This window comes from Rhizobium sp. BK176 (assembly GCF_024808055.1).
Map to the genome: position 1 here is coordinate 84,673 of NZ_JANUBV010000014.1, position 19,633 is coordinate 104,305.

Annotated in this window: 18 protein-coding genes; 10 read left to right on the plus strand and 8 right to left on the minus strand. The window is 60.4% G+C overall.

Annotation, left to right across the window (positions count from 1 at the left end):
- Positions 1 to 294: 294 nt before the first annotated feature.
- Positions 295 to 663, plus strand: coding sequence for an Hpt domain-containing protein (locus FHT76_RS29805; protein WP_183757484.1), 369 nt, complete (start codon positions 295 to 297; stop codon positions 661 to 663).
- Between the two features lie 204 nt (positions 664 to 867).
- The gene (locus FHT76_RS29810; protein ID WP_027511814.1) at positions 868 to 1,188 is read left to right on the plus strand and encodes a 2Fe-2S iron-sulfur cluster-binding protein; all 321 of its coding nucleotides are present in this window, start codon (positions 868 to 870) and stop codon (positions 1,186 to 1,188) included.
- 290 nt (positions 1,189 to 1,478) lie between these two features.
- Here FHT76_RS29810 and FHT76_RS29815 read toward each other — a convergent pair whose 3' ends face one another.
- The gene (locus FHT76_RS29815; protein WP_183863016.1) at positions 1,479 to 2,105 is read right to left on the minus strand and encodes a DUF922 domain-containing Zn-dependent protease; all 627 of its coding nucleotides are present in this window, start codon (positions 2,103 to 2,105) and stop codon (positions 1,479 to 1,481) included.
- Positions 2,106 to 2,203: 98 nt separating this feature from the next.
- On the opposite strand from FHT76_RS29815, the gene folP reads away from it, so the two are divergent.
- Genes folP through folK form a run of 3 tightly spaced genes read left to right on the plus strand, consistent with a single transcriptional unit; the run spans position 2,204 to position 3,946 of the window.
- The gene (gene folP / locus FHT76_RS29820) at positions 2,204 to 3,070 is read left to right on the plus strand and encodes a dihydropteroate synthase (RefSeq protein ID WP_183862661.1); all 867 of its coding nucleotides are present in this window, start codon (positions 2,204 to 2,206) and stop codon (positions 3,068 to 3,070) included.
- Positions 3,067 to 3,435 (plus strand): dihydroneopterin aldolase, encoded by a 369-nt coding sequence (folB, locus tag FHT76_RS29825; protein WP_183757482.1) that lies wholly within the window; start codon positions 3,067 to 3,069, stop codon positions 3,433 to 3,435. Before folP ends, folB begins: the two co-directional genes overlap by 4 nt.
- Entirely contained in the window at positions 3,428 to 3,946 is a 519-nt protein-coding gene (gene folK, locus FHT76_RS29830; protein WP_183862658.1) for a 2-amino-4-hydroxy-6-hydroxymethyldihydropteridine diphosphokinase, read from the plus strand. Before folB ends, folK begins: the two co-directional genes overlap by 8 nt.
- Before the next feature lie 52 nt (positions 3,947 to 3,998).
- Here the strand turns inward: folK and FHT76_RS29835 are convergent, their stop codons facing one another.
- The 4 genes from FHT76_RS29835 to FHT76_RS29850 all read right to left on the minus strand — a co-directional run bounded on the left by FHT76_RS29835 (position 3,999) and on the right by FHT76_RS29850 (position 7,886).
- On the minus strand, positions 3,999 to 4,550 hold the full coding sequence (locus FHT76_RS29835; RefSeq protein WP_183757480.1) for a hypothetical protein: 552 nt from the start codon (positions 4,548 to 4,550) through the stop codon (positions 3,999 to 4,001).
- A gap of 210 nt (positions 4,551 to 4,760) precedes the next feature.
- A complete protein-coding gene (locus tag FHT76_RS29840) occupies positions 4,761 to 5,840 on the minus strand; it encodes a YcjF family protein (protein WP_183862656.1) in 1,080 nt (359 codons plus the stop codon).
- A complete protein-coding gene (locus tag FHT76_RS29845) occupies positions 5,837 to 7,312 on the minus strand; it encodes a YcjX family protein (RefSeq protein WP_183862654.1) in 1,476 nt (491 codons plus the stop codon). Before FHT76_RS29845 ends, FHT76_RS29840 begins: the two co-directional genes overlap by 4 nt.
- 76 nt (positions 7,313 to 7,388) lie before the next feature.
- Positions 7,389 to 7,886 (minus strand): histidine phosphatase family protein, encoded by a 498-nt coding sequence (locus FHT76_RS29850; RefSeq protein ID WP_183862652.1) that lies wholly within the window; start codon positions 7,884 to 7,886, stop codon positions 7,389 to 7,391.
- Between the two features lie 273 nt (positions 7,887 to 8,159).
- Here FHT76_RS29850 and dksA point away from each other — a divergent pair, with 273 nt between their 5' ends.
- Positions 8,160 to 8,579, plus strand: coding sequence for an RNA polymerase-binding protein DksA (gene dksA, locus FHT76_RS29855; RefSeq protein ID WP_007532954.1), 420 nt, complete (start codon positions 8,160 to 8,162; stop codon positions 8,577 to 8,579).
- A gap of 71 nt (positions 8,580 to 8,650) precedes the next feature.
- Here dksA and FHT76_RS29860 read toward each other — a convergent pair whose 3' ends face one another.
- Positions 8,651 to 9,682 (minus strand): flagellar biosynthetic protein FliO, encoded by a 1,032-nt coding sequence (locus tag FHT76_RS29860; protein WP_183862650.1) that lies wholly within the window; start codon positions 9,680 to 9,682, stop codon positions 8,651 to 8,653.
- 286 nt (positions 9,683 to 9,968) lie between these two features.
- On the opposite strand from FHT76_RS29860, the gene cckA reads away from it, so the two are divergent.
- Positions 9,969 to 12,569 carry a cell cycle histidine kinase CckA gene (gene cckA / locus FHT76_RS29865; protein ID WP_183862648.1) on the plus strand — a complete coding sequence of 867 codons (2,601 nt, stop codon included), beginning with the start codon at positions 9,969 to 9,971 and terminating at the stop codon, positions 12,567 to 12,569.
- Positions 12,570 to 12,600: 31 nt separating this feature from the next.
- On the opposite strand, the gene FHT76_RS29870 is transcribed toward cckA, so the two are convergent.
- Both FHT76_RS29870 and FHT76_RS29875 read right to left on the minus strand, forming a co-directional pair.
- The gene (locus tag FHT76_RS29870) at positions 12,601 to 13,527 is read right to left on the minus strand and encodes a pseudouridine-5'-phosphate glycosidase (RefSeq protein ID WP_114712814.1); all 927 of its coding nucleotides are present in this window, start codon (positions 13,525 to 13,527) and stop codon (positions 12,601 to 12,603) included.
- A 28-nt stretch (positions 13,528 to 13,555) separates the two neighbouring features.
- Entirely contained in the window at positions 13,556 to 14,500 is a 945-nt protein-coding gene (locus FHT76_RS29875; protein ID WP_183862646.1) for a carbohydrate kinase family protein, read from the minus strand.
- A gap of 240 nt (positions 14,501 to 14,740) precedes the next feature.
- Here FHT76_RS29875 and recA point away from each other — a divergent pair, with 240 nt between their 5' ends.
- The 3 genes from recA (at position 14,741) to FHT76_RS29890 (ending at position 19,632) form a co-directional block, all read left to right on the plus strand.
- Positions 14,741 to 15,829 carry a recombinase RecA gene (gene recA, locus FHT76_RS29880; protein WP_016554154.1) on the plus strand — a complete coding sequence of 363 codons (1,089 nt, stop codon included), beginning with the start codon at positions 14,741 to 14,743 and terminating at the stop codon, positions 15,827 to 15,829.
- Positions 15,830 to 15,985: 156 nt separating this feature from the next.
- A complete protein-coding gene (gene alaS / locus FHT76_RS29885) occupies positions 15,986 to 18,646 on the plus strand; it encodes an alanine--tRNA ligase (protein WP_259186164.1) in 2,661 nt (886 codons plus the stop codon).
- A gap of 134 nt (positions 18,647 to 18,780) precedes the next feature.
- Positions 18,781 to 19,632: a GyrI-like domain-containing protein gene (locus FHT76_RS29890; protein WP_259128505.1), complete on the plus strand. Its 852-nt coding sequence runs from the start codon at positions 18,781 to 18,783 to the stop codon at positions 19,630 to 19,632.
- Position 19,633: the final 1 nt, after the last annotated feature.

The following is a 19,633-nucleotide window of genomic DNA, read 5'->3' on the forward strand; positions in this document are numbered from 1 at the left end:
ATTATCCACTTGGCGAGCAAAGGCAGGGACCGGAGAGCTCGCCCAGTAGTATCGTAGTGACACATCCGGGACTGCTAGACAATTAACGCAACCAGTCAAATCCCCCGATATTAAGGTCTTGTTAACACCATTTAACAAACGTGCGCACTTAAAAACCAAAGGGTTAACGAGGTTTAGTCGATGTTAACCATATCCTGAGAAATCCGCCCCGAATGTGCCGGAATTTAACGCGATGCCCACATGGCGCCCGCACGATCATCTAACAGCGGGGCTAGACGACCGGAGAATTGGCACATGGCAGCAGTCAGTATTGCGTTTGCGGCACCCGACAATTGCAAGGGTCCACGCCCATCGCAGGAGCGTCCCGTGGATCTTGTGCATTTGGCAAACCAGACAATGGGCGACAAGAGCCTGGAAATCGAAGTTCTGCAGATGTTTGCGCGGCAGGCGCGCGCTTGCCTGCACGAAATATCTTCCGGCGACATCAAGACGATTGAAGCTGCGGCGCATCGCCTGAAGGGCGCTGCCAGCGCGGTCGGCGCGTTCCGCGTTCATGCGGCCGCTGAGGCGCTCGAGGGCAATTGCGGCGACGCTGCAACGATGGCGGCGGTTGGCATTGCGGTGATTGAGGCCGAGAATTTCATTCTCAAGCTTTGCCGTTAAGCGACGCAAGTCGGCCGCAGAAATCGGCCCGCTGATCCATTTCGGAGCAGCGGGTCTTTTTGTGACCGTCAGCGTGACGCATTTTGACAAGCGCGTCGCTTCCCAATCTGTGATGAAGGGTATCAGCGGTCGATGTTGACTGCCTCGACGATTTGTTGGAAGAAAAAATCCAGACCCTCCCATTGACGACTACCGGAAATCACTATGCCCAAACTGACTATTGTCGCCTTCGACGGCACGCGCTTTGATCTTGATGTCGACCAGGGATCGACCGTTATGGAAAATGCCGTGCGCAATTCGGTGCCGGGCATCGAGGCCGAGTGTGGCGGCGCCTGTGCGTGCGCGACCTGTCACGTCTACGTCGACGACGAGTGGACGGAGCGCGTCGGTCCACCTGAGGCGATGGAAGAAGACATGCTCGATTTCGCGTTTGACGTGCGTCCGACGTCGCGCCTCTCCTGTCAGATCAGAATGAAGGCCGTCCTGGACGGACTCATCGTCCACGTGCCCGAGCGTCAGGCCTGATCGCCACTCCGCACAAAAAAAGCCTCGCTGGCCGTTAGACGAGCGAGGCGAGGTAGGCGCATTACCTACGGACGAGGGAGGATCGTCCGCGGCTTCGCAACGCGCCAGGAGAACCCAGGAGTGAAAGTTCGGGCTTACGAACCTGAACTTTCGAATGTCTGAATATTAGCGCGTTGTAGTTGATTTAGCTAGACCGAGAAATAACCAGTAAATCACTGGGGCGACTGCAGTTTCACACAAGTTTCGTTACGCGGCTAAACTTCTGTGATCGCCTTAAGCTTGAGAATCGGCTATCTTTCGCCGCCGGATGTTTTCATCCGATTGTTCAGAAGTCTTATCATCCGGTTCTGAAAATTGACGGCCTCGATTCGGTCGAATCGGGCCTGCAGCCTGTCGTGTTCGTCGATTCCGCGTGTCGAGACATCGGTGACCAGTTCCTGCATGCGTTCGCAAGTGGACTGTGGTGGAAGGGCGAGGATCTGCCTTTCCATGATGCGCGCCTGGTTTCGAGCAATCTCGGCATGCCGCTCCTCGTGCCGCCTGATGTCGCTCGACAGAGCGTCCCATATCATCGACAACTGCTTGCTCGCACCTCTGCGGTTGGTCCAGCGGGGAAGGATAATCTGTGTGTGGACCGTGACCTTGGCGCTGCCTACCCGGCATCGCCCTCCCGCCTGGACATAGGTGGCGTCGCCGCCAAAGCGAATCTTGGTGGCTCCCGGGTGACGAGCTGACGAACCGCTCGCGGTCGGTCCGTTGCTGCTCAGTTGCTGATCCAGTTGGTCGGCGGTTTTGCCCTTGATGGTGAAGTATGAGTAGCTTCGCGTCGCGATGACGGCAGCGGCAGCTGGACCGCAGGCGGCTATGGCCATGGAAAACCCGAGGAGGAGCGGCATATAACGCGGTACGAAAAGCATTCTGCAGATACTCATGTTGAAGTTTGCCGGAGCTTGGGGCATAGCCACGACCAGCGCAATATCGCTGGCGCTTTTTTCGATCGATAGGATGAATGCCGTTGACACAGCTTAGGAGCAGTTTCTGGCGCGTCGGGCATGGTCGTGAGGTCGAACTGGGCGCGCGTTCCGTGCTCATGGCGATCGTCAATGTGACACCGGATTCCTTTTCCGACGGCGGGCGATATGAGAGCGTCGAAGGGGCTGTCGCACATGCGCTCGAAGCTGCGAACCAGGGAGCTCACATCATCGATATCGGCGGGGAGTCGACACGCCCGGGCGCTGCCGCCGTTACTCCCTCTGAAGAGCAGGCGCGGGTGCTGCCGGTCATCGAGGCGCTGCGTGGTAAGACTGACGCGCTGATTTCGATCGATACGTATCGGGCCGAGACCGCGCGGCTTGCCGTCGGCGCCGGCGCGCACATCATCAACGACGTATTCGGGCTCCAGAAGGAGCCGGAAATCGGGAATATTGCTGCCGATACCGGTGCGGGGCTGTGCCTGATGCACACCGGTCGCGACCGGGACAAGCTTCCGGACGTGATTGCCGACCAGTTTGCTTTCCTGGAGCGCTCGCTCGAAATCGCTACCGCAGCTGGGGTACGTAAGGATCACGTCGTGCTGGATCCCGGCTTCGGCTTTGCGAAGGACACGCAGGAAAACATCGAGCTGATGGCCCGTTTCGGCGAACTGCACCGCTTGGGATTTCCGCTGCTTGCCGGAACCTCGCGCAAACGGTTTGTCGGCGCCGTCACCGGCAGGGAAGCCGCCGATCGAGACGTTGGGACGGCGGCGACGAGCGCGCTGCTGCGTCTGGCGGGAGCCAGCATTTTTCGCGTACACGATGTCGCAATCAACAGGGACGCTCTGGCCATCGCCGATGCTATGCTTGCGGCGCGCTGTAGCTTCGAGCAGGGAACCTTGGCATGAGCACCACCTACACCATCACGCTTCAGAACTGTGCCTTCTTTGCCCGGCATGGCGTTCACGACGAAGAGGAATTTCTCGGTCAGCGTTTCTTCGTGGATGCCGAACTCGACGTTGTCGCCGGCGATGCACTGCAGAGCGATTCGATCAACGATACCGTCAACTATGGGATCGCATTCACGGTGATCGAGGAGATTGTCACCGGCAAGCGTCGGTATCTGATCGAGGCGCTTGCGCTTGATATCGCCAAGGGGCTGTGTTCGACATTTCCGCAGATCAAGCGTGCAAAAATCACGGTCCGCAAGCCCAACGCGCCGGTGCCGGGCGTTCTTGATTTCGTTCAGGTGAGCGTCGAACACTTTGCCTGAGGCTACTTTCGATACCGCCACGCTCGGACTTGGCGGCAATCTCGGCGATCCCGTCCACGCCATGGCCCTCGCGCTGAGGGCACTTGACCAGAGGCGCGACTGTCACGTTGTCGCTGTCTCGCGGCTTTATCGCACCCCGCCGTGGGGAAAGACCGACCAGTCCTATTTTTTCAATGCTTGTGCCGCGGTCAAGACGACGCTTGGTCCCGAGGCGCTTCTCGATGTCTGCCTTGATATCGAGCGGGGCATGAAGCGCGAGCGCATCGAGCGCTGGGGGCCGCGGACGCTGGACATTGATATTCTGACCTACGGCGATGTGGCACAATCGGCGCCGCGGCTGGAGCTTCCGCATCCACGCATGACGGATCGTGGATTCGTGCTTATGCCGCTCGCTGATATTGCCCCGGATCTGCGGGTCAGCGGCGCGACCGTTCGTCAATGGCTGGCAAAGGCAGATGTGCAGGGGATCGAAATAGCTGACCAGACCGGCGAGTGGTGGCATACGGCCTGAAACAACAAAGCGGCGGAAAATCCGTCGCTTTGCAAAGACTTATCCTGACGCTCTATTCGACAGAGCCGACGGTGATTTCGTCGACCTGACGCGTCAACGTAAGGCCGATCACCGGGACCATTTGGCTTTCGACCTTCACCGATACGGTAACGTTCATTGTCTTGTCGTCGCGGACGCGGGCGATCATCGCGCCGTTGAGCTTGGAGCGGTTGAGACCGACAACCACAGTATCCGGCGTCACCGCACCCGAGACGACGTCAAGCCCCTTGCCCTCGGCGCCATCAAGGAACTTGCCCTTGTAGGAATTGCCGGACTGGGTGATCAGCGCCGTCATGGGTTGCTTGAAGACACCGACCCTGCAGCTCCCGTCGAGCTTGATCCCCGTGCCGCCGGCGCTTACCGGTTCGCCAACGAGGTTGCAGGTGAATTTCGTACCCTTGTACTTGCCAGCGACGATCTCGCCGGGACCTCGCCAGGTGCCGGCGATTGACTCGAAGAAGGCCTTATCCCGTGTTGCCGCCGTTGCGGACGGAGCCATGTCGGCGACCGGTGACAACGCCACGGCAGCGAGCCCGAAAAGAAGAAGAAACTTGCGCGAATACATGGATTTTCCCTAGCGACACCATCGCTTAACTGGTTCCAAGTTTTGCCGCAGAATGGTTAATGGTTGGTTTCTTGCGGGCCGAAAAGCGCTGAATTTCAGGGCGTCTCGCAGGTGCCGATCGTCCTGATCGGGACGCTACCCTGTTGAATTCGTAGCAAGTATTTTCCCACGCCGTTCAGCGCCTGGCAAGCGTTAGAAAACTGTCAATTCTCAAGAACTCTTGTCGCGCGACGTCATGGACGGCGTTAGATCGCCGATGAAGTCGCCGATTCCCGGACGCTTCAGCGCGTGGAAGGAAAGCGGACGGCAGAGATCCATCGCGGCGATCCCGATGCGGGCGGTCATAAGCCCGTTGATGACGCCTTCGCCGAGTCGCGCGGACAGTTTCGATGCCAGTCCGTGCCCAAGCACCTGCTGCACCAGACTATCGCCGACGGCGATCGAGCCGGTCACGGCAAGATGCGCCAGCACGTCCCGCATCAGTCGGATCATCCCCAGCGTCCCCGGTCGTCCACCATAGAGCTCCGCCATAGCTCGGACCAGCCGAGCGGCCTCATAAAGCACGTACAGCAGGTCGACGATCGCGCGCGGGCTGACGGCGGTGACGATAGAGACGCGCTTCGATGCGTTGACGATCAACGCGCGTGCCTGCCGATCGAGCGGCGCCAGAAGCTCCCGTTCGGCGAGAGCGATCAGCTGCGGTGCGTCGATAATATCGCCCTCTGCCGCCGTCAGTGTCGCTCTGCCCTTGGCAGTTTCAGGTTTGCTGGAAAGCAGGGTCTCGAGGCGCTTGACCAGTGCGCGTGCCTTCGCCGGCTTCGGCTCAACAATGGCGGCCTCGGCCTCCGTCTTGATTTCCTGCACGGCTGCTAACCGCATCAGGCCGGCTGTTTCACGGATAACGATGGCGATCACCGCCAAGAGGCCAATTCCGAGCGCAGCAAGCGCCGCATAGCCCAGCCAGTCGGCGCGACTGAAGAGATTGCGGATAAGGCTATCGGTCCAGAGGCCGAAAGCGAGCGAGAAAAGAATGCCGAACGCGGCAGCCGCGATTTTCCCAAACGACGCGCCGCGCCTGCGCGTGATTGCGACCGGAATTGGCGCGACATCCTTTTCGGGACTAAGGAATGGGTCATCCTCGTCGGCGGTCAGCACGACATCGTCGGTGAAGCTGCCGGGCCGCCGCGGGCGGTGTTTGGTCTCGATCGCTGGTCGAGCCGGTGTATCCTCTTCATAAGAAAAGGCGGCCGGCGCGCGAGGTGTGGGGCGTTCGGACGGTGGCTTGATCATGCGAGGCGATCTCCGAACAGAAATTGCATGGCACGGTCCAGGCGGATATGCGGAACCGAGAGCGTTATGCCGCCACCCGTTTCCTCAAGGTGGGGCGGACGGAAACGCACTACGCTCACATCGGGCAGGGAAACATCGCTGTCTCCCGATTCGATCCGCTCGAACAGGCTCTCGGGATCCGCGGGCAGGTCGCCGGGAAAGATCGCCGTCTTCTTTTGACCGTCAAAGCGCTCTCCGCCGATGGTTTCGCCCTCGATTGGTGTTCCAACGATGACCGGGAGGTCATGGCCGTCGCGTTTCACAGTGGCTTCGCGAGTGGCGCGGACCGATGCGAGCGCCATGACATCAATGCCCGCGCCGGCCATGCCAATCCGATGCACCGCGCGATCGACCAGGCGGCGGGTGAGGGCGTCAAGCCGATCATGGCTTTCGTGGTGCAGATGGTCGGCCTTCGTCGCCGCGACGAGAACGCGGTCGATCCGGCGGCCGAGCAATGAGGATAACCAGGAATTCGTGCCTGGGCGGAAGCAAGCCAGAACGTCCGTCAGGGCTCGTTCGAGGTCCTGTACCGCCTCCGGGCCACGGTTGATGGCCTGCAAGGCATCGACGAGCACGATCTGTCTATCGAGGCGGGCGAAGTGCTCGCGAAAAAAGGGCTTCACGACGACGGACTTATAGGCCTCATAGCGTCGCTCCATCATTGCCCAAATGGACCCCTTTTGGGGCTTAGCTTCCGGCGGAAGTGCGAGCGGTGCAAAGGTTAGGGCCGGCGAGCCATCGAGATCTCCCGGCAGCAGGAAGCGGCCCGGCGGAAGCGTCGAGAGCGAGCGTTCGTCGGCTTTGCAGGCCTTGAGATAATCAGAAAAGGCGGTGGCGAGGTCGCGCGCGCGCATCTCGTCGGCCGAAGCAGTGACGTCGGTGGCGTGAGTGAGCGCCAACCAAGCTTGCGAAAGCTCTGCGCGAATGCCGGCTTCCGCCAAGCCGATCGTCTCTTCGCTGAATGTCCGGTAGTCCTTTGCGAGCAGCGGCAGATCGAGGAGCCATTCGCCGGGATAGTCGACGATATCGATTGATAGTCTGCCTGGCGAGAACAGCCGGTTCCAGCCGCTTGCGCTCTGATAGTCCAACGTGATGCGCAGTTCGGAGATCGCCCGCGTCGAGTCCGGCCATACGCGATCCTTGACGAGGGAGCGAATGTGATCCTCGTACTGGAAGCGCGGCACTGCATCGTCCGGTTGCTGCTCAAGCCGCACCGCCGAAACACGACCGGACTGGACGGGTTCGAAGAGTGGCAGACGACCGCCGTGCAGAAGGTTGTGGACCAGAGATGAGATGAAGACCGTCTTGCCGGAACGCGACAAGCCGGTCACGCCGAGGCGCACGGTGGGATTGATCAGGCCCGACGCCCGGTCGGCAAAATTGTCCAGGGCAATGCGCGCGTCGTCGGAAAAGGAGGTCAGGCTGGGCGGCAAGGCGGAATTCCGGTGGATCGTGACAAGCCATATAGGGACCGCAGGTCGACGCGAAAAGACGTTCCGCGAAAAGACCTTAGTCGATCACAAAATCAACGAGACGCCAGCCTGGCAACCCGCCGTCATAGTCCAGAACCGCAAGGCCGGCCGTCGGAAAGCCGGTCGGCAGCGCCTGACAGAGCGCCTCGTGCCCAATCAACGCTTCGAGCGTCTGTTCCATCGTTGGGTTATGGCCGACAAGCATTACTGAATTGATGGTTTCTTGTGCGTCGATGATCTCAAGGTAGACCTCCGGCGAGGCATTGTAGAGGGCGTCGACAAACCGGAGGTCAAGCGTAGAGCCCATGGCCCGATGCACGGCATCAGCAGTGTCCCGGCAACGCGCAGCTGTGGAGCTCAGAAGCAGATCCGGCCTGTAGCCTTTGTCGGCAGCCTTGTCGGCGACGATCTCAGCGTCCGCATAGCCCTTGTCGTTCAGCGGGCGGTCGAAATCACGTTGTCCAGGTGCGGCCCAGGCAGCTTCGGCGTGCCGCAGCAGATAAATCCGGGAGGGCGGAGGCGTGATTGCAGCCATAGGAAAATCCACGTCGAAGGGACTTTTTCAGTAGCGGGTGAGCGGCCCGCGCGTCAACCGTGCCGGCAGGAGTCGCCGCTAAATCCAGGGTAGGAAAGTGTGGGGTTACCGGGAGCGAAACACGTGCTCGTCGGAATAGTGGTGAGAAAATAGTCTGTTAGCGTAAAAATATGACAGATTTAAAAAACTGTTTACCTAGCGTATTTGGCTTGAATCAACCGCAGTGCTCGCGATATACACCCGCCAGATGAGATGTTCTTCAGGAGAATCGCGTTGAGTGAGAAGATCGATCTTAGCAACTACGTACCCTCGGAAGAGGAAGAGTTCATGAACGGTAATCAGCGGGCTTATTTCAGAGCCAAGCTGGTGGCCTGGAAGAATGATATTCTCAGAGAGGCGCGCGAAACCCTCGACCACCTGGCAGAGGAAAGCGCAAACCATCCGGACCTTGCTGACAGGGCATCGTCTGAAACCGACCGGGCCATCGAACTTCGAGCCCGCGACCGCCAGAGAAAGCTGATTTCCAAGATCGACGCAGCACTGCAACGTATCGAAGACGGCACCTACGGCTATTGCGAGGAAACCGGCGAACCAATCGGCCTCAAGCGGCTTGACGCTCGACCGATTGCAACGCTCTCGATCGAAGCCCAGGAACGGCACGAGCGCCGGGAAAAGGTCTACCGGGACGAATAATCCCGAAATGCCGACAAGAAAAAGGGCACCACGGTTTCCGCGGTGCCCTTTTTTACTTGTGCGTCGATCGACTATTTGTCGCGATTGACGCTCATTTCACCGAAGATGCGTGCGACTTCGTTTTGAAGAGCAGCATCCGCACCGGTAATCGGGGCCATTTCAGGATCGCGGCGAGGTTGGTTGCCGGGTGCTGGACTTGGCCGCGGTGCAGGTGCCTGCGGTGCCGGTACGATGCGCTCGGCGGCAAGCGTGCTGGTCATTTCCTCCTCGAGAATGCGCTGAAAGTCGCTCGGCTGTACTGCTGGCGCCAGTGTTCCCACTTCAACGAACGCCGACGAGGGCTGCACGGGCGCAGGAGCGCTTCGGATGGGCGATGGGGTGATCTGCGGCTCGATGCGCTGTTGCGGCAGCACACGCTGGCGGGCCGAATCAAGGATATCAGCGGCGGCTGAAGCTTCGATCGGGGCAGGCGCCGGTCGTGGTTCCGGGCGTGGTTCGAACGAGGGTGCCTGACGTGGTTCGAACGACGGTGCTGGACGCGGGGCGCGCTCACGTTCGGCAGCAACTGGCGGCGGCGACGCGGACGAGGGGGCGCTCATCGGTTCAGGGCGCGCTTCAATCGGCGCACGCTCGACGGCGGGAGGTTCGGTCGGCGTGTGGCTAAGGACCGGCCGTGCATTCTGGACTTCGGCAGGCGCAATACGAGCGGGCGCTAGCGGTTCCGGTGCCATCTCGATCTGCGGGGGCGCTGGCGGTGCTGGAGCAGGAACGAGTGCAGATTGATTCGCTATCTCGGCCGATAGCGCCTTGTCTGCAGCCTCGCCAATGCGGCTCTCGATCACGATATCGGTCGGACCGCCGATCATGATCAAATGCTCGACGTCGTCACGGCGAACGAGGACGAGGCGCCTCCGCGCATCGACGGCGGCGGCATCGAGAACCTGCAGCCGTGGTTGGCGATTGCGACCACCACGGACGAAGGGCGAAGGCGCGCGGCTACGGACGATCAAGAGTACGACAATCAGCAGCAACAGAGCTAGGCCGACGCCGCCAGCGGCAAGAAGGAAGCGGCTTCCGTAAGCTCCCATGAGATCATCGAACATCTTGGTTTACTCCCTTCGCGGTTTTGCACCACATCGCGATATTACCACTTCGTAGACAAGTCGCGACGGCCTTGTCCAGTCATCCCAACCCGAAGTGGAATTCGAACATGTTTTCTTAACAACGCATTTTAATGGCGAAATTGGCGCTCTTCGCTGTGAATTCAATCAGTCTTCATGGAGACCAGTGTTTTTGCGGAGACCGCAAATTGGTAAGAAGAAAAGGCGCCTGATTCCTGCTTTGTCTCCCTGTTACGACCGAAGCCCGGCAGGCCATGCGAGGGAATAGATGACGAAACCGCGTCAGGCCGAAGACTTTAACGAACCGCTCTTGGACCGCGGGGGGCGCACGGGCACGGCTTTGCGGATCATTCTGCTTGCGCTTGTCTTGATTGGCGCAGCCGCCGGGTTCGTTGTCTTCAAACGCTCACTAGACAACGAGATGGTGCTCGGTGTTCTCGGCGTGCTGGCCATGGTCGGGATCTTCTTCCTCGTGTCCTCGGTGATCGGTTTCATCGAGGTCATGCCGCAGCGGCAGTCGGACAGCCTGGCGCGGGCCTTTTTGAACAGCCACCCCGACGGGTCGCTGATTACCGACGAGAAGGGCCGCATCGTCTATGCGAACGCGGCCTATGGTCAATTGACCGGCGCGCGCAAGTCGACGGAGGTTCAGACGCTTGAAGCGCTGCTGTCGCGACATCGGGAATCGAACGAGGCGCTTTATCGCCTCTCCAACGGACTGCGTGAGGGCCGCGAGGGCAGCGAGGAATTCCGCCTTTTGCGGTCGCTCGGCCCTGCCACAAGTGGCGCGGGAGCGCATTGGTACCGTCTGAAAGCGCGGAGCCTGCGGAGCGAGGAGATAGGACGCAAACCGCTTCATATCTGGCAGATCAGCGACATTACATCAGAGCGCGACGATCAGGAGCGGTTCTTCAAGGAATTGCAGAATGCCATCGACTATCTCGACCATGCGCCGGCTGGGTTCTTTTCGGCAGGGCGCAAGGGCGAGATTTTCTACCTCAACGCGACGCTTGCCGAGTGGCTCGGCATCGATCTCACGAAATTCGTGCCCGGTTCGGTAACGATTGGCGACTTTGTTGCGGGCGAGGGGCTTGCGCTGATCCAGTCGGTGCAGGCGGATCCCGGCCTGAAGAAGACGGTGACGCTCGATCTCGACCTAAAGAAGATGAACGGTCAGAGCCTGCCTGCACAGATCGTTCACAGCGTCACGTCGATGCGTGACGGCGCGCCCGGAGAAAGCCGGACGATTGTGCTGACCCGCCAGAAGAGCGGAGAAAGCGACCAATCCGCCTCGGCCGCGGCGATGCGGTTTACGCGTTTCTTCAACAACACGCCGATGGCGATCGCCTCGGTGGACGGCGAAGGCCGCATCCTGCGCACCAACGCGCCCTTCCTGAAGCTGTTTTCCGGAATCGTCTCGCGCAATGACGTTGAGAACGGTGCCTTGCTTGAGGTCATTGTGCAGGACAGCGACAAGGCAAGGCTGCAAGACGCGCTTGCGGCGGCCAAGGACCGGCAGGGCGATATCCCGCCGATCGATTCGCGCACGCCGACGGATGAAGCCCGCCACTTCCGCTTCTACGTCAATGCGGTGATCGACCAGAGCGACGAGGCGCCGGAGGAGGCCGCGATCGTCTATGCCGTCGAGGTGACCGAGCAGAAGGCGCTCGAGGCGCAGATGGCCCAGACGCAGAAGATGAATGCGGTTGGCACGCTGGCAGGTGGGATCGCGCACGACTTCAACAACGTTCTGACGGCGATCCTGCTGTCCTCAGACCATCTGCTGCTGCAGGCACGGCCTGCCGATCCAGGCTTTGCGGACCTGATGGAAATCAAGCGCAACGCCAATCGTGCCGCCGTGCTCGTGCGGCAACTGCTGGCGTTCTCGCGCAAGCAGACGATGCGACCGACCGTGCTCAATCTGACCGATGTGGTGGGCGACCTCAGGATGCTTGTCGATCGCCTGCTGTCGGGTACGAATGTGAAGCTCGACGTTGAGTATGGTCGTGATCTCTGGCCAGTGAAGACGGACCTTTCGCAATTCGAGCAGGTGCTGATCAACCTCTGCGTCAACGCGCGCGATGCCATGCCGCAAGGCGGCAAGCTGACGCTTCGCACGAAGAACGTGACGGCGGAAGAGGTGGCCGCGTTCAACTATTCCTACATGCCGCATGAGGACATGGTCCTTGTCGAGGTCTCGGACAACGGGACGGGCATCGCGCCTGAGATCATGGACAAGATTTTCGAGCCCTTCTTCACGACGAAGGAAGTGGGCAAGGGAACGGGGCTTGGCCTCGCGATGGTTTATGGCATCGTCAAGCAATCGGGCGGGTTCATCCAGCCCGAGTCCGAAGTTGGCAAGGGGACCACGTTCCGGGTGTTCCTGCCGCGCCATATCGTAGAGCCGGCGGTTGCAGCAGAGGTGGACGCCGTGACGCCAGCGGCTGGTACACCGATCGAAGCCGTGCCGGCAGCTGTGGAGCAACCTGAGGATTTGACCGGATCCGCTGTCATCTTGTTGGTCGAGGATGAGGAAGCGGTACGTCGGGGTGGCAAGCGCATGCTCGAGACCCGCGGCTATACGGTTTACGAGGCGGGATCCGGCGTCGAGGCGCTGGATATCATGGACGAACTCGAAGGTAAGGTTGACATCGTCGTTTCGGATGTCGTGATGCCAGAGATGGATGGTCCATCGCTACTGCGCGAACTGCGCAAGAATTATCCGGACCTGAAGTTCATTTTCGTTTCGGGTTATGCCGAGGATGCGTTTGCGCGCAACCTGCCGCCGGATTCGAAGTTCGGCTTCCTGCCGAAGCCTTTCTCCCTCAAGCAGCTTGCCGTCGTCGTCAAGGAGACGCTTGACAGCTAAAGGGGCGCCAAAGCGCCCCTCCTTCAACCAATCAGCCGGCTAGTGCGACGGCAATTTCTGCCGCCAGTCGCGCATTGTTTTCCACCAGCGCGATGTTGGTCTTCAGACTCTGGCCATCGGTCAGATCGAAGATCGTGCTGAGCAGGTAAGGCGTCACTTCCTTGCCGCTGATTTCGTCGCGCTCGGCGCTGTCGAGCGCGCGCTCGATGTAGATTTCCATTTCCTCCCGCGGGATCTCGTCTGCCTCCGGCACCGGGTTGGCAATCAGCATGCCACCGTCAATTCCGAGCTGCTCGCGCACCGCCTGGAAATTGGCGATGGCTGCCGGGCTGTTGAGCGTCAGCGGACTGCGCAATCCAGAAGCACGCGACCAGAAGGCCGGGAATTCCTCGCTTTCATAGGTGACGACAGGCACGCCAGCGGTTTCGAGCACTTCCAGAGTTTTCGGAATGTCGAGGATTGCCTTGGCGCCGGCGCAAACGACGATGACGCCGGTGCGGCCGAGTTCTTCGAGGTCAGCGGAGATGTCGAAGCTTTCTTCCGCCCCGCGGTGGACGCCGCCGATCCCTCCTGTGGCGAAAACCTTGATGCCAGCGCGTTCCGCGGCGATCATCGTGGCTGCAACAGTCGTCGCACCGTGACGGCGCTCGGCAATCGCGAAGGCAAGATCGGCGCGCGAAACCTTGAGGACGTCCTTCGCCTGCGCCAGTTGCTCCAACTGATCGGACTCAAGGCCGATATGCAGCGTGCCGTGGATGACTGCGATGGTAGCCGGAACCGCACCCTGTTCGCGTATGAGCGCCTCGACGCTGCGGGCCATCTCGATATTGCCAGGGTAGGGCATGCCATGGGTGATGATGGTCGATTCGAGAGCCACGATCGGCGCGCCGCGCTGCTTGGCGCTTGCGACTTCCTTGGAGTAGGCGATCGGCAGGAGGGGGGAGATCGGTTTCGTCATTGTCTCTTCCATTTCGTCTGTATTGGCTTCAATGCAAAATTCTCGCCGACGGAACAAGGGCAAGTGTCTCCCTCACCAAATCCGGAGAAAGATTTTCATTGACCGCATGTGGGGATTGCACCGTCAGGGCTGCCGCGGCCGCACCCTCGCGCACGGCATCGGCCAAGGGCATTCCGCGCATAAGCCCTGATATGACGCCTGCTGCAAGCGAGTCGCCGGCGCCGGTGACATCGGCGACGCCCTCGAGATTTACGGGCTGCAGGGCAACAACGCGGCGGCCTGCAAACGCGATCAGCTCGCGTTGGCCGCGCGTGACGACGCCGCCGCGCAGACCGATGTCACTCAGCAGTGACGGCCAGTGGGCCGGGTCGTTTGGCCGTTCGCCGGTGAGCGCGGCGGCCTCGGCTTCATTGAGGAATAGATAGTCGATTCCGTGGATGCATGGTTTCAGCTTAACGGCCTTCGCCGGCGAGATCGCGATCGCGCCAACCGGCTTGCTAAGAGCCTTGGCGCGCTCGACGATCGATGCCAGCGTTTCTGCCGGCAGGTTGGCATCAAAGAGGATGAAATCAGTCGCGGCAAAGGTCTCGCGGACAGCGCGGATCGACAACCGGCGCGGCACGAACATGCGATAGAGATCCATATCGGCAAGCGCAATCACCAGGTTTCCGTCGTTCTCGATGATTGCAGTGTAGCTCGGCGTCTTCCGGTCGAGAAAAACAAAGGGGCGGTCGTGAACGCCCGCAAAATCGGCTGCCTCGCTCACCATCTCACCGATCGGATCGCCGCCGCGGGGCGAAATCATGGTCACCTCGAACCCCAATCGCGCCAGATTGCGTGCGGCATTGAAGCCGCCGCCGCCCGGCTCCTCGAACCATGAGCCCGGATTGCTGGCACCGGCCACGGTGTCGCCGGAAATGCGTCCGCGCCTGTCGATATGAGCTCCGCCAAGGACCAGAATCTTCTGTTTCATCTCATCGTCCCGCAAGGTCGGAAGATGCGAATCGTCCCGCTGCCGCTACCCGGCTGGCCGGCAGCGCCCTATCTCTAAGCTGTTGCTTTCCATCACTAAAACAAATGCAGAACACAGGCCGTTTTACCTTTTTCTTTCAGTCATTTGAAGGCGGCTTGCGCAATGAGAACAAATGCGGTACAAAATCCGCATTGGCGGCGACATTGCTTGAGCGGCTTCAATAACCTAAAGGTGGATCGAATGTCACAGAATACATTGCGGCTTGTAGAGGACAAATCGGTGGACAAAAGCAAGGCACTTGAAGCGGCACTCTCACAGATCGAGCGGTCGTTCGGCAAGGGCTCAATCATGAAGCTCGGCTCGAACGAGAATGTCGTCGAGATCGAAACGGTTTCGACGGGTTCTCTCGGGTTGGATATCGCGCTCGGCATCGGCGGCCTTCCGAAGGGTCGTATCATTGAAATTTACGGACCCGAGAGTTCGGGTAAGACGACGCTGGCGCTGCAGACGATTGCGGAATCGCAGAAGAAGGGCGGCATCTGCGCCTTTGTCGATGCAGAGCACGCTCTTGATCCGGTCTACGCCCGCAAGCTCGGCGTCGATCTGCAGAACCTCCTTATTTCGCAGCCGGATACGGGCGAACAGGCGCTCGAGATCACCGACACTCTGGTCCGCTCTGGTGCCGTCGACGTTCTCGTCGTCGACTCCGTCGCCGCGCTGACGCCGCGGGCGGAAATCGAAGGCGAGATGGGCGATAATCTGCCGGGCCTCCAGGCTCGTCTGATGAGCCAGGCACTGCGCAAGCTGACGGCTTCGATCTCGAAGTCGAACACCATGGTTATCTTTATCAACCAGATCCGCATGAAGATCGGCGTCATGTTCGGCTCGCCGGAAACGACGACTGGCGGTAACGCGCTGAAGTTCTATGCGTCCGTTCGCCTCGACATCCGCCGCATTGGCGCGGTCAAGGAGCGCGAAGAGGTGATTGGCAACCAGACCCGCGTCAAGGTCGTCAAGAACAAGATGGCGCCTCCCTTCAAGCAGGTCGAATTCGACATCATGTATGGTGAGGGTGTTTCGAAGACCGGCGAGCTCGTAGACCTCGGTGTCAAGGCGGGTATCGTCGAGAAGTCGGGCGCCTGGTTCTCCTACAATAGTCAGCGTCTCGGCCAGGGCCGCGAAAATGCGAAGCTCTTCCTGCGCGACAATCCGGATCTCCTGCGCGAGATCGAGACCGCGCTTCGTCAGAATGCCGGTTTGATTGCCGACCGCTTCCTGCAGAATGGTGGGCCTGATGCAAATGACGGTGACGAGGCTGCAGACGGCTAATTCTGCTTGACGGTTGCCAGAAGTTCAAAACCGGCCGCATTCCTCGATGAGAATGCGGCCGGTTTTGTTTGTCTGCTGGACAGTGGTTAAGGCGAGCGATAAAAGCCACTGGATTTAAGTTTTGACCTGCCTCCCGGCAGCATTGAAGGGCATAGCATGAGCGGTGTGAATGATATCCGGTCGACCTTCCTCGACTACTTCAAGAAGAACGGCCACGAAATCGTTCCGTCGAGCCCATTGGTGCCGCGAAACGATCCGACGCTGATGTTCACCAATGCCGGCATGGTGCAGTTCAAGAACGTTTTTACCGGCTTGGAGCAGCGGCCGTACAAAACCGCCTCGACTGCGCAAAAGTGCGTCCGCGCCGGCGGCAAGCATAACGACCTTGATAACGTCGGCTACACTGCACGCCATCACACCTTCTTCGAGATGCTTGGGAACTTCTCCTTCGGCGATTACTTCAAGGAGCGGGCAATCGAACTTGCCTGGAACCTGATCACCAAGGAATTCGCCATCGACGCCAAGCGCCTGCTGGTGACCGTCTATCACACCGACGACGAAGCCTTTAATCTCTGGAAGAAGATCGCCGGCCTGTCCGACGACAAGATCATCCGCATCCCGACCAGCGACAATTTCTGGGCGATGGGCGATACCGGCCCGTGCGGGCCATGCTCAGAAATCTTCTATGACCACGGCGATCATATCTGGGGCGGTCCTCCCGGCTCGCCGGAGGAAGATGGTGACCGCTTCATCGAGATCTGGAACCTCGTTTTCATGCAGTACGAGCAGGTCACCAAGGAAGAGCGCGTCGACCTGCCGCGTCCGTCGATCGACACCGGGATGGGTCTCGAGCGCGTTGCGGCTGTCCTGCAGGGCAAGCACGACAACTACGATATCGATCTTTTCCGCGCCCTGATCGAGGCCTCGGAAGAGGCAACCGGCGTCAAGGCCGAAGGTGAGCAGCGCGCCAGCCACCGGGTCATAGCCGACCATCTGCGCTCGTCGGCCTTCCTGATCGCGGACGGCGTTCTGCCGTCGGCCGAAGGCCGCGGTTACGTTCTGCGTCGCATCATGCGCCGCGCCATGCGTCATGCCGAACTGCTCGGCGCCCGCGAGCCGCTGATGTGGAAACTCCTGCCAGCGCTGATCCAGCAGATGGGCCGTGCCTATCCGGAGCTGGTGCGCGCCGAAGCGCTGATCACCGAGACGCTGAAGCTTGAGGAAACCAAGTTCCGCACGACGCTGAAGCGCGGCCTGTCGCTGCTCTCCGACGCGACGACAACGCTCGGCAAGGGCGACATGTTGGACGGCGATACCGCCTTCAAGCTCTACGACACATATGGCTTCCCGCTCGACCTGACGCAGGACGCGCTGCGCGCCCGCGAAATCAGCGTCGATCTCGCCGGCTTCACCGATGCGATGGAGCGGCAGAAGGCGGAGGCCCGTTCGCACTGGGCCGGCTCCGGCGACAAGGCCACGGAAACCATCTGGTTCGAGCTGCGCGACAAGCACGGCGCAACCGAATTCCTCGGCTATGACACCGAGACGGCCGAAGGCGTGGTACAGGCGATCGTCAAGGACGGTGTTACCGTCGACGCGGCCGCCAAGGGCGACAAGGTGCAGATCGTCGTCAACCAGACGCCGTTCTACGGTGAATCCGGTGGCCAGATTGGCGATACTGGGATCATCTCCTCCGACACCGCGAAGATCGAAATCTCTGACACGCAGAAGCGCGGCGAGGGGCTTTTCGTCCACACCGGTACCGTGGTCGAGGGCAGCGTCAAGGCCGGCGACGCGGTTGCCATGACCGTCGATCACGCCCGTCGTTCGCGCATCCGCGCCAACCACTCGGCGACCCACCTGCTGCATGAAGCGCTGCGCGAGGTTCTCGGCACGCACGTGGCGCAGAAGGGCTCGCTGGTTGCGCCGGAGCGCCTGCGTTTCGACGTCTCGCATCCGAAGCCGATGACGGCGGAAGAGCTGAAGCGCGTCGAGGATATGGCCAACGAGATCATCCTGCAGAATTCGCCTGTCACGACGCGCCTGATGAGCGTCGACGACGCGATCGCTGAAGGTGCGATGGCGCTGTTCGGCGAGAAGTACGGCGAGGAAGTGCGCGTGGTCTCGATGGGCCGCGGGCTGCATGGCGCCAAGGCGGGCAAGGCCTACTCGGTCGAGCTCTGCGGCGGTACGCATGTGTCGGCGACCGGTGACATCGGCCTCGTGCGCATTCTCGGCGACAGCGCGGTGAGCTCCGGCGTGCGCCGCCTCGAAGCGGTGACCGGCGAGCCGGCGCGTGCCTATCTTGCCGAGCAGGACGAGCGCGTGAAGGCGCTTGCCGGCGCGCTCAAGGTCCAGCCGGGCGAGGTGCTGTCGCGCGTCGAGGCGCTGATGGACGAGCGCCGCAAGCTCGAAAAGGAATTGGCGGACGCCAAGCGCAAGCTCGCTATGGGCGGCGGGCAGGGCGGCGCCGATGATGCTGTGCGCGAAGTCGGCGGCGTGAAATTCCTCGGCAAGGCGATCTCGGGCGTGGATCCGAAGGATCTCAAGGGTCTCGCCGACGACGGCAAGGCAAGTCTCGGCTCCGGCGTCGTTGCTCTGATCGGCGTATCCGACGATGGCAAGGCAAGCGCCGTTGTCGCCGTCACTCCTGACCTGACTGGCCGTTTCAGCGCTGTCGATCTCGTCCGCGTCGCGTCGGCGGCATTGGGCGGAAGGGGCGGCGGCGGTCGTCCCGACATGGCCCAGGCCGGTGGTCCCGACGGTGCGAAGGCCGATGAGGCGATCGAAGCCGTGGCGCTCGCGCTGGCAAGCTGAGCGTACTGAACTACATCGATTTTTAGAAAGGCGGGGTGATCCCGCCTTTTTCTTTGCGTAGTCGTCGAAGTCCGCAGGATTTGTCAAATCACGCTATGGTTCTGTTGGCCGATCGGTTTGCAAGAGGTTCTGACATGAATGGCGCAACGGCATGGACGCTCTATGAAGCTCGGCTTCGCCGGGTATCCGCCCATATCCACAATCACCTCGACGAGGATCTGGATATGGACAAGCTTGCAGAGATCGCCTGCATGTCGAGCTATCACTGGCATCGGGTCTACCGAGCCATTCATGGTGAGACACTTGCCGCGACCGTAAAGCGGTTGCGGCTGCATCGTGCTGCGGGCGATATCGTCGGTACGCATCTTTCAGTTGGGGAAATTGCAAAGCGATCAGGCTATCCCAACCTCCAGTCATTCAACCGCATTTTCAAGTCGGTCTACGGCATGCCGCCGGCGCAATACCGGAAGAAGGGTAGTCACACAGCGTTTGAACCTTCACCTAACGGAAAGATCATAGCGATGTTTGATGTTACCATACGCAAGATTGACCCAATTCAATTGATTGGCGTACCGCACCTCGGCTCCTACATGCAGATCGGCCAGGCCTTCGAGACACTGTTCGGCACCCTGCATGTCCGCGGATTTGCCAAGCCAACGATGCGGATGATCGGTGTGTACTTCGACGATCCCGACATCGTGCCCGCCGACAAGCTGCGCTCCATCGCGTGTGCGAGCACTGACGGTGATGTTGCCATTGCGCCGCCACTGCAGGCCCAGATGCTTGATGGCGGCGAGTATGCCGTCCTGCGCCACAAGGGGCCTTACGCCGACATGCACAAGGCCTACCAGTGGCTCTACGCGGAGTGGTTGCCTGTTTCCGGCCGGCAGTTGCGCGACAGTCTCATGTTCGAGGAATACCTGAACAACCCTCGCGATGTACCGCCGACCGAGCTTCTGACCGACATCTACATGCCGCTTGGCTAGC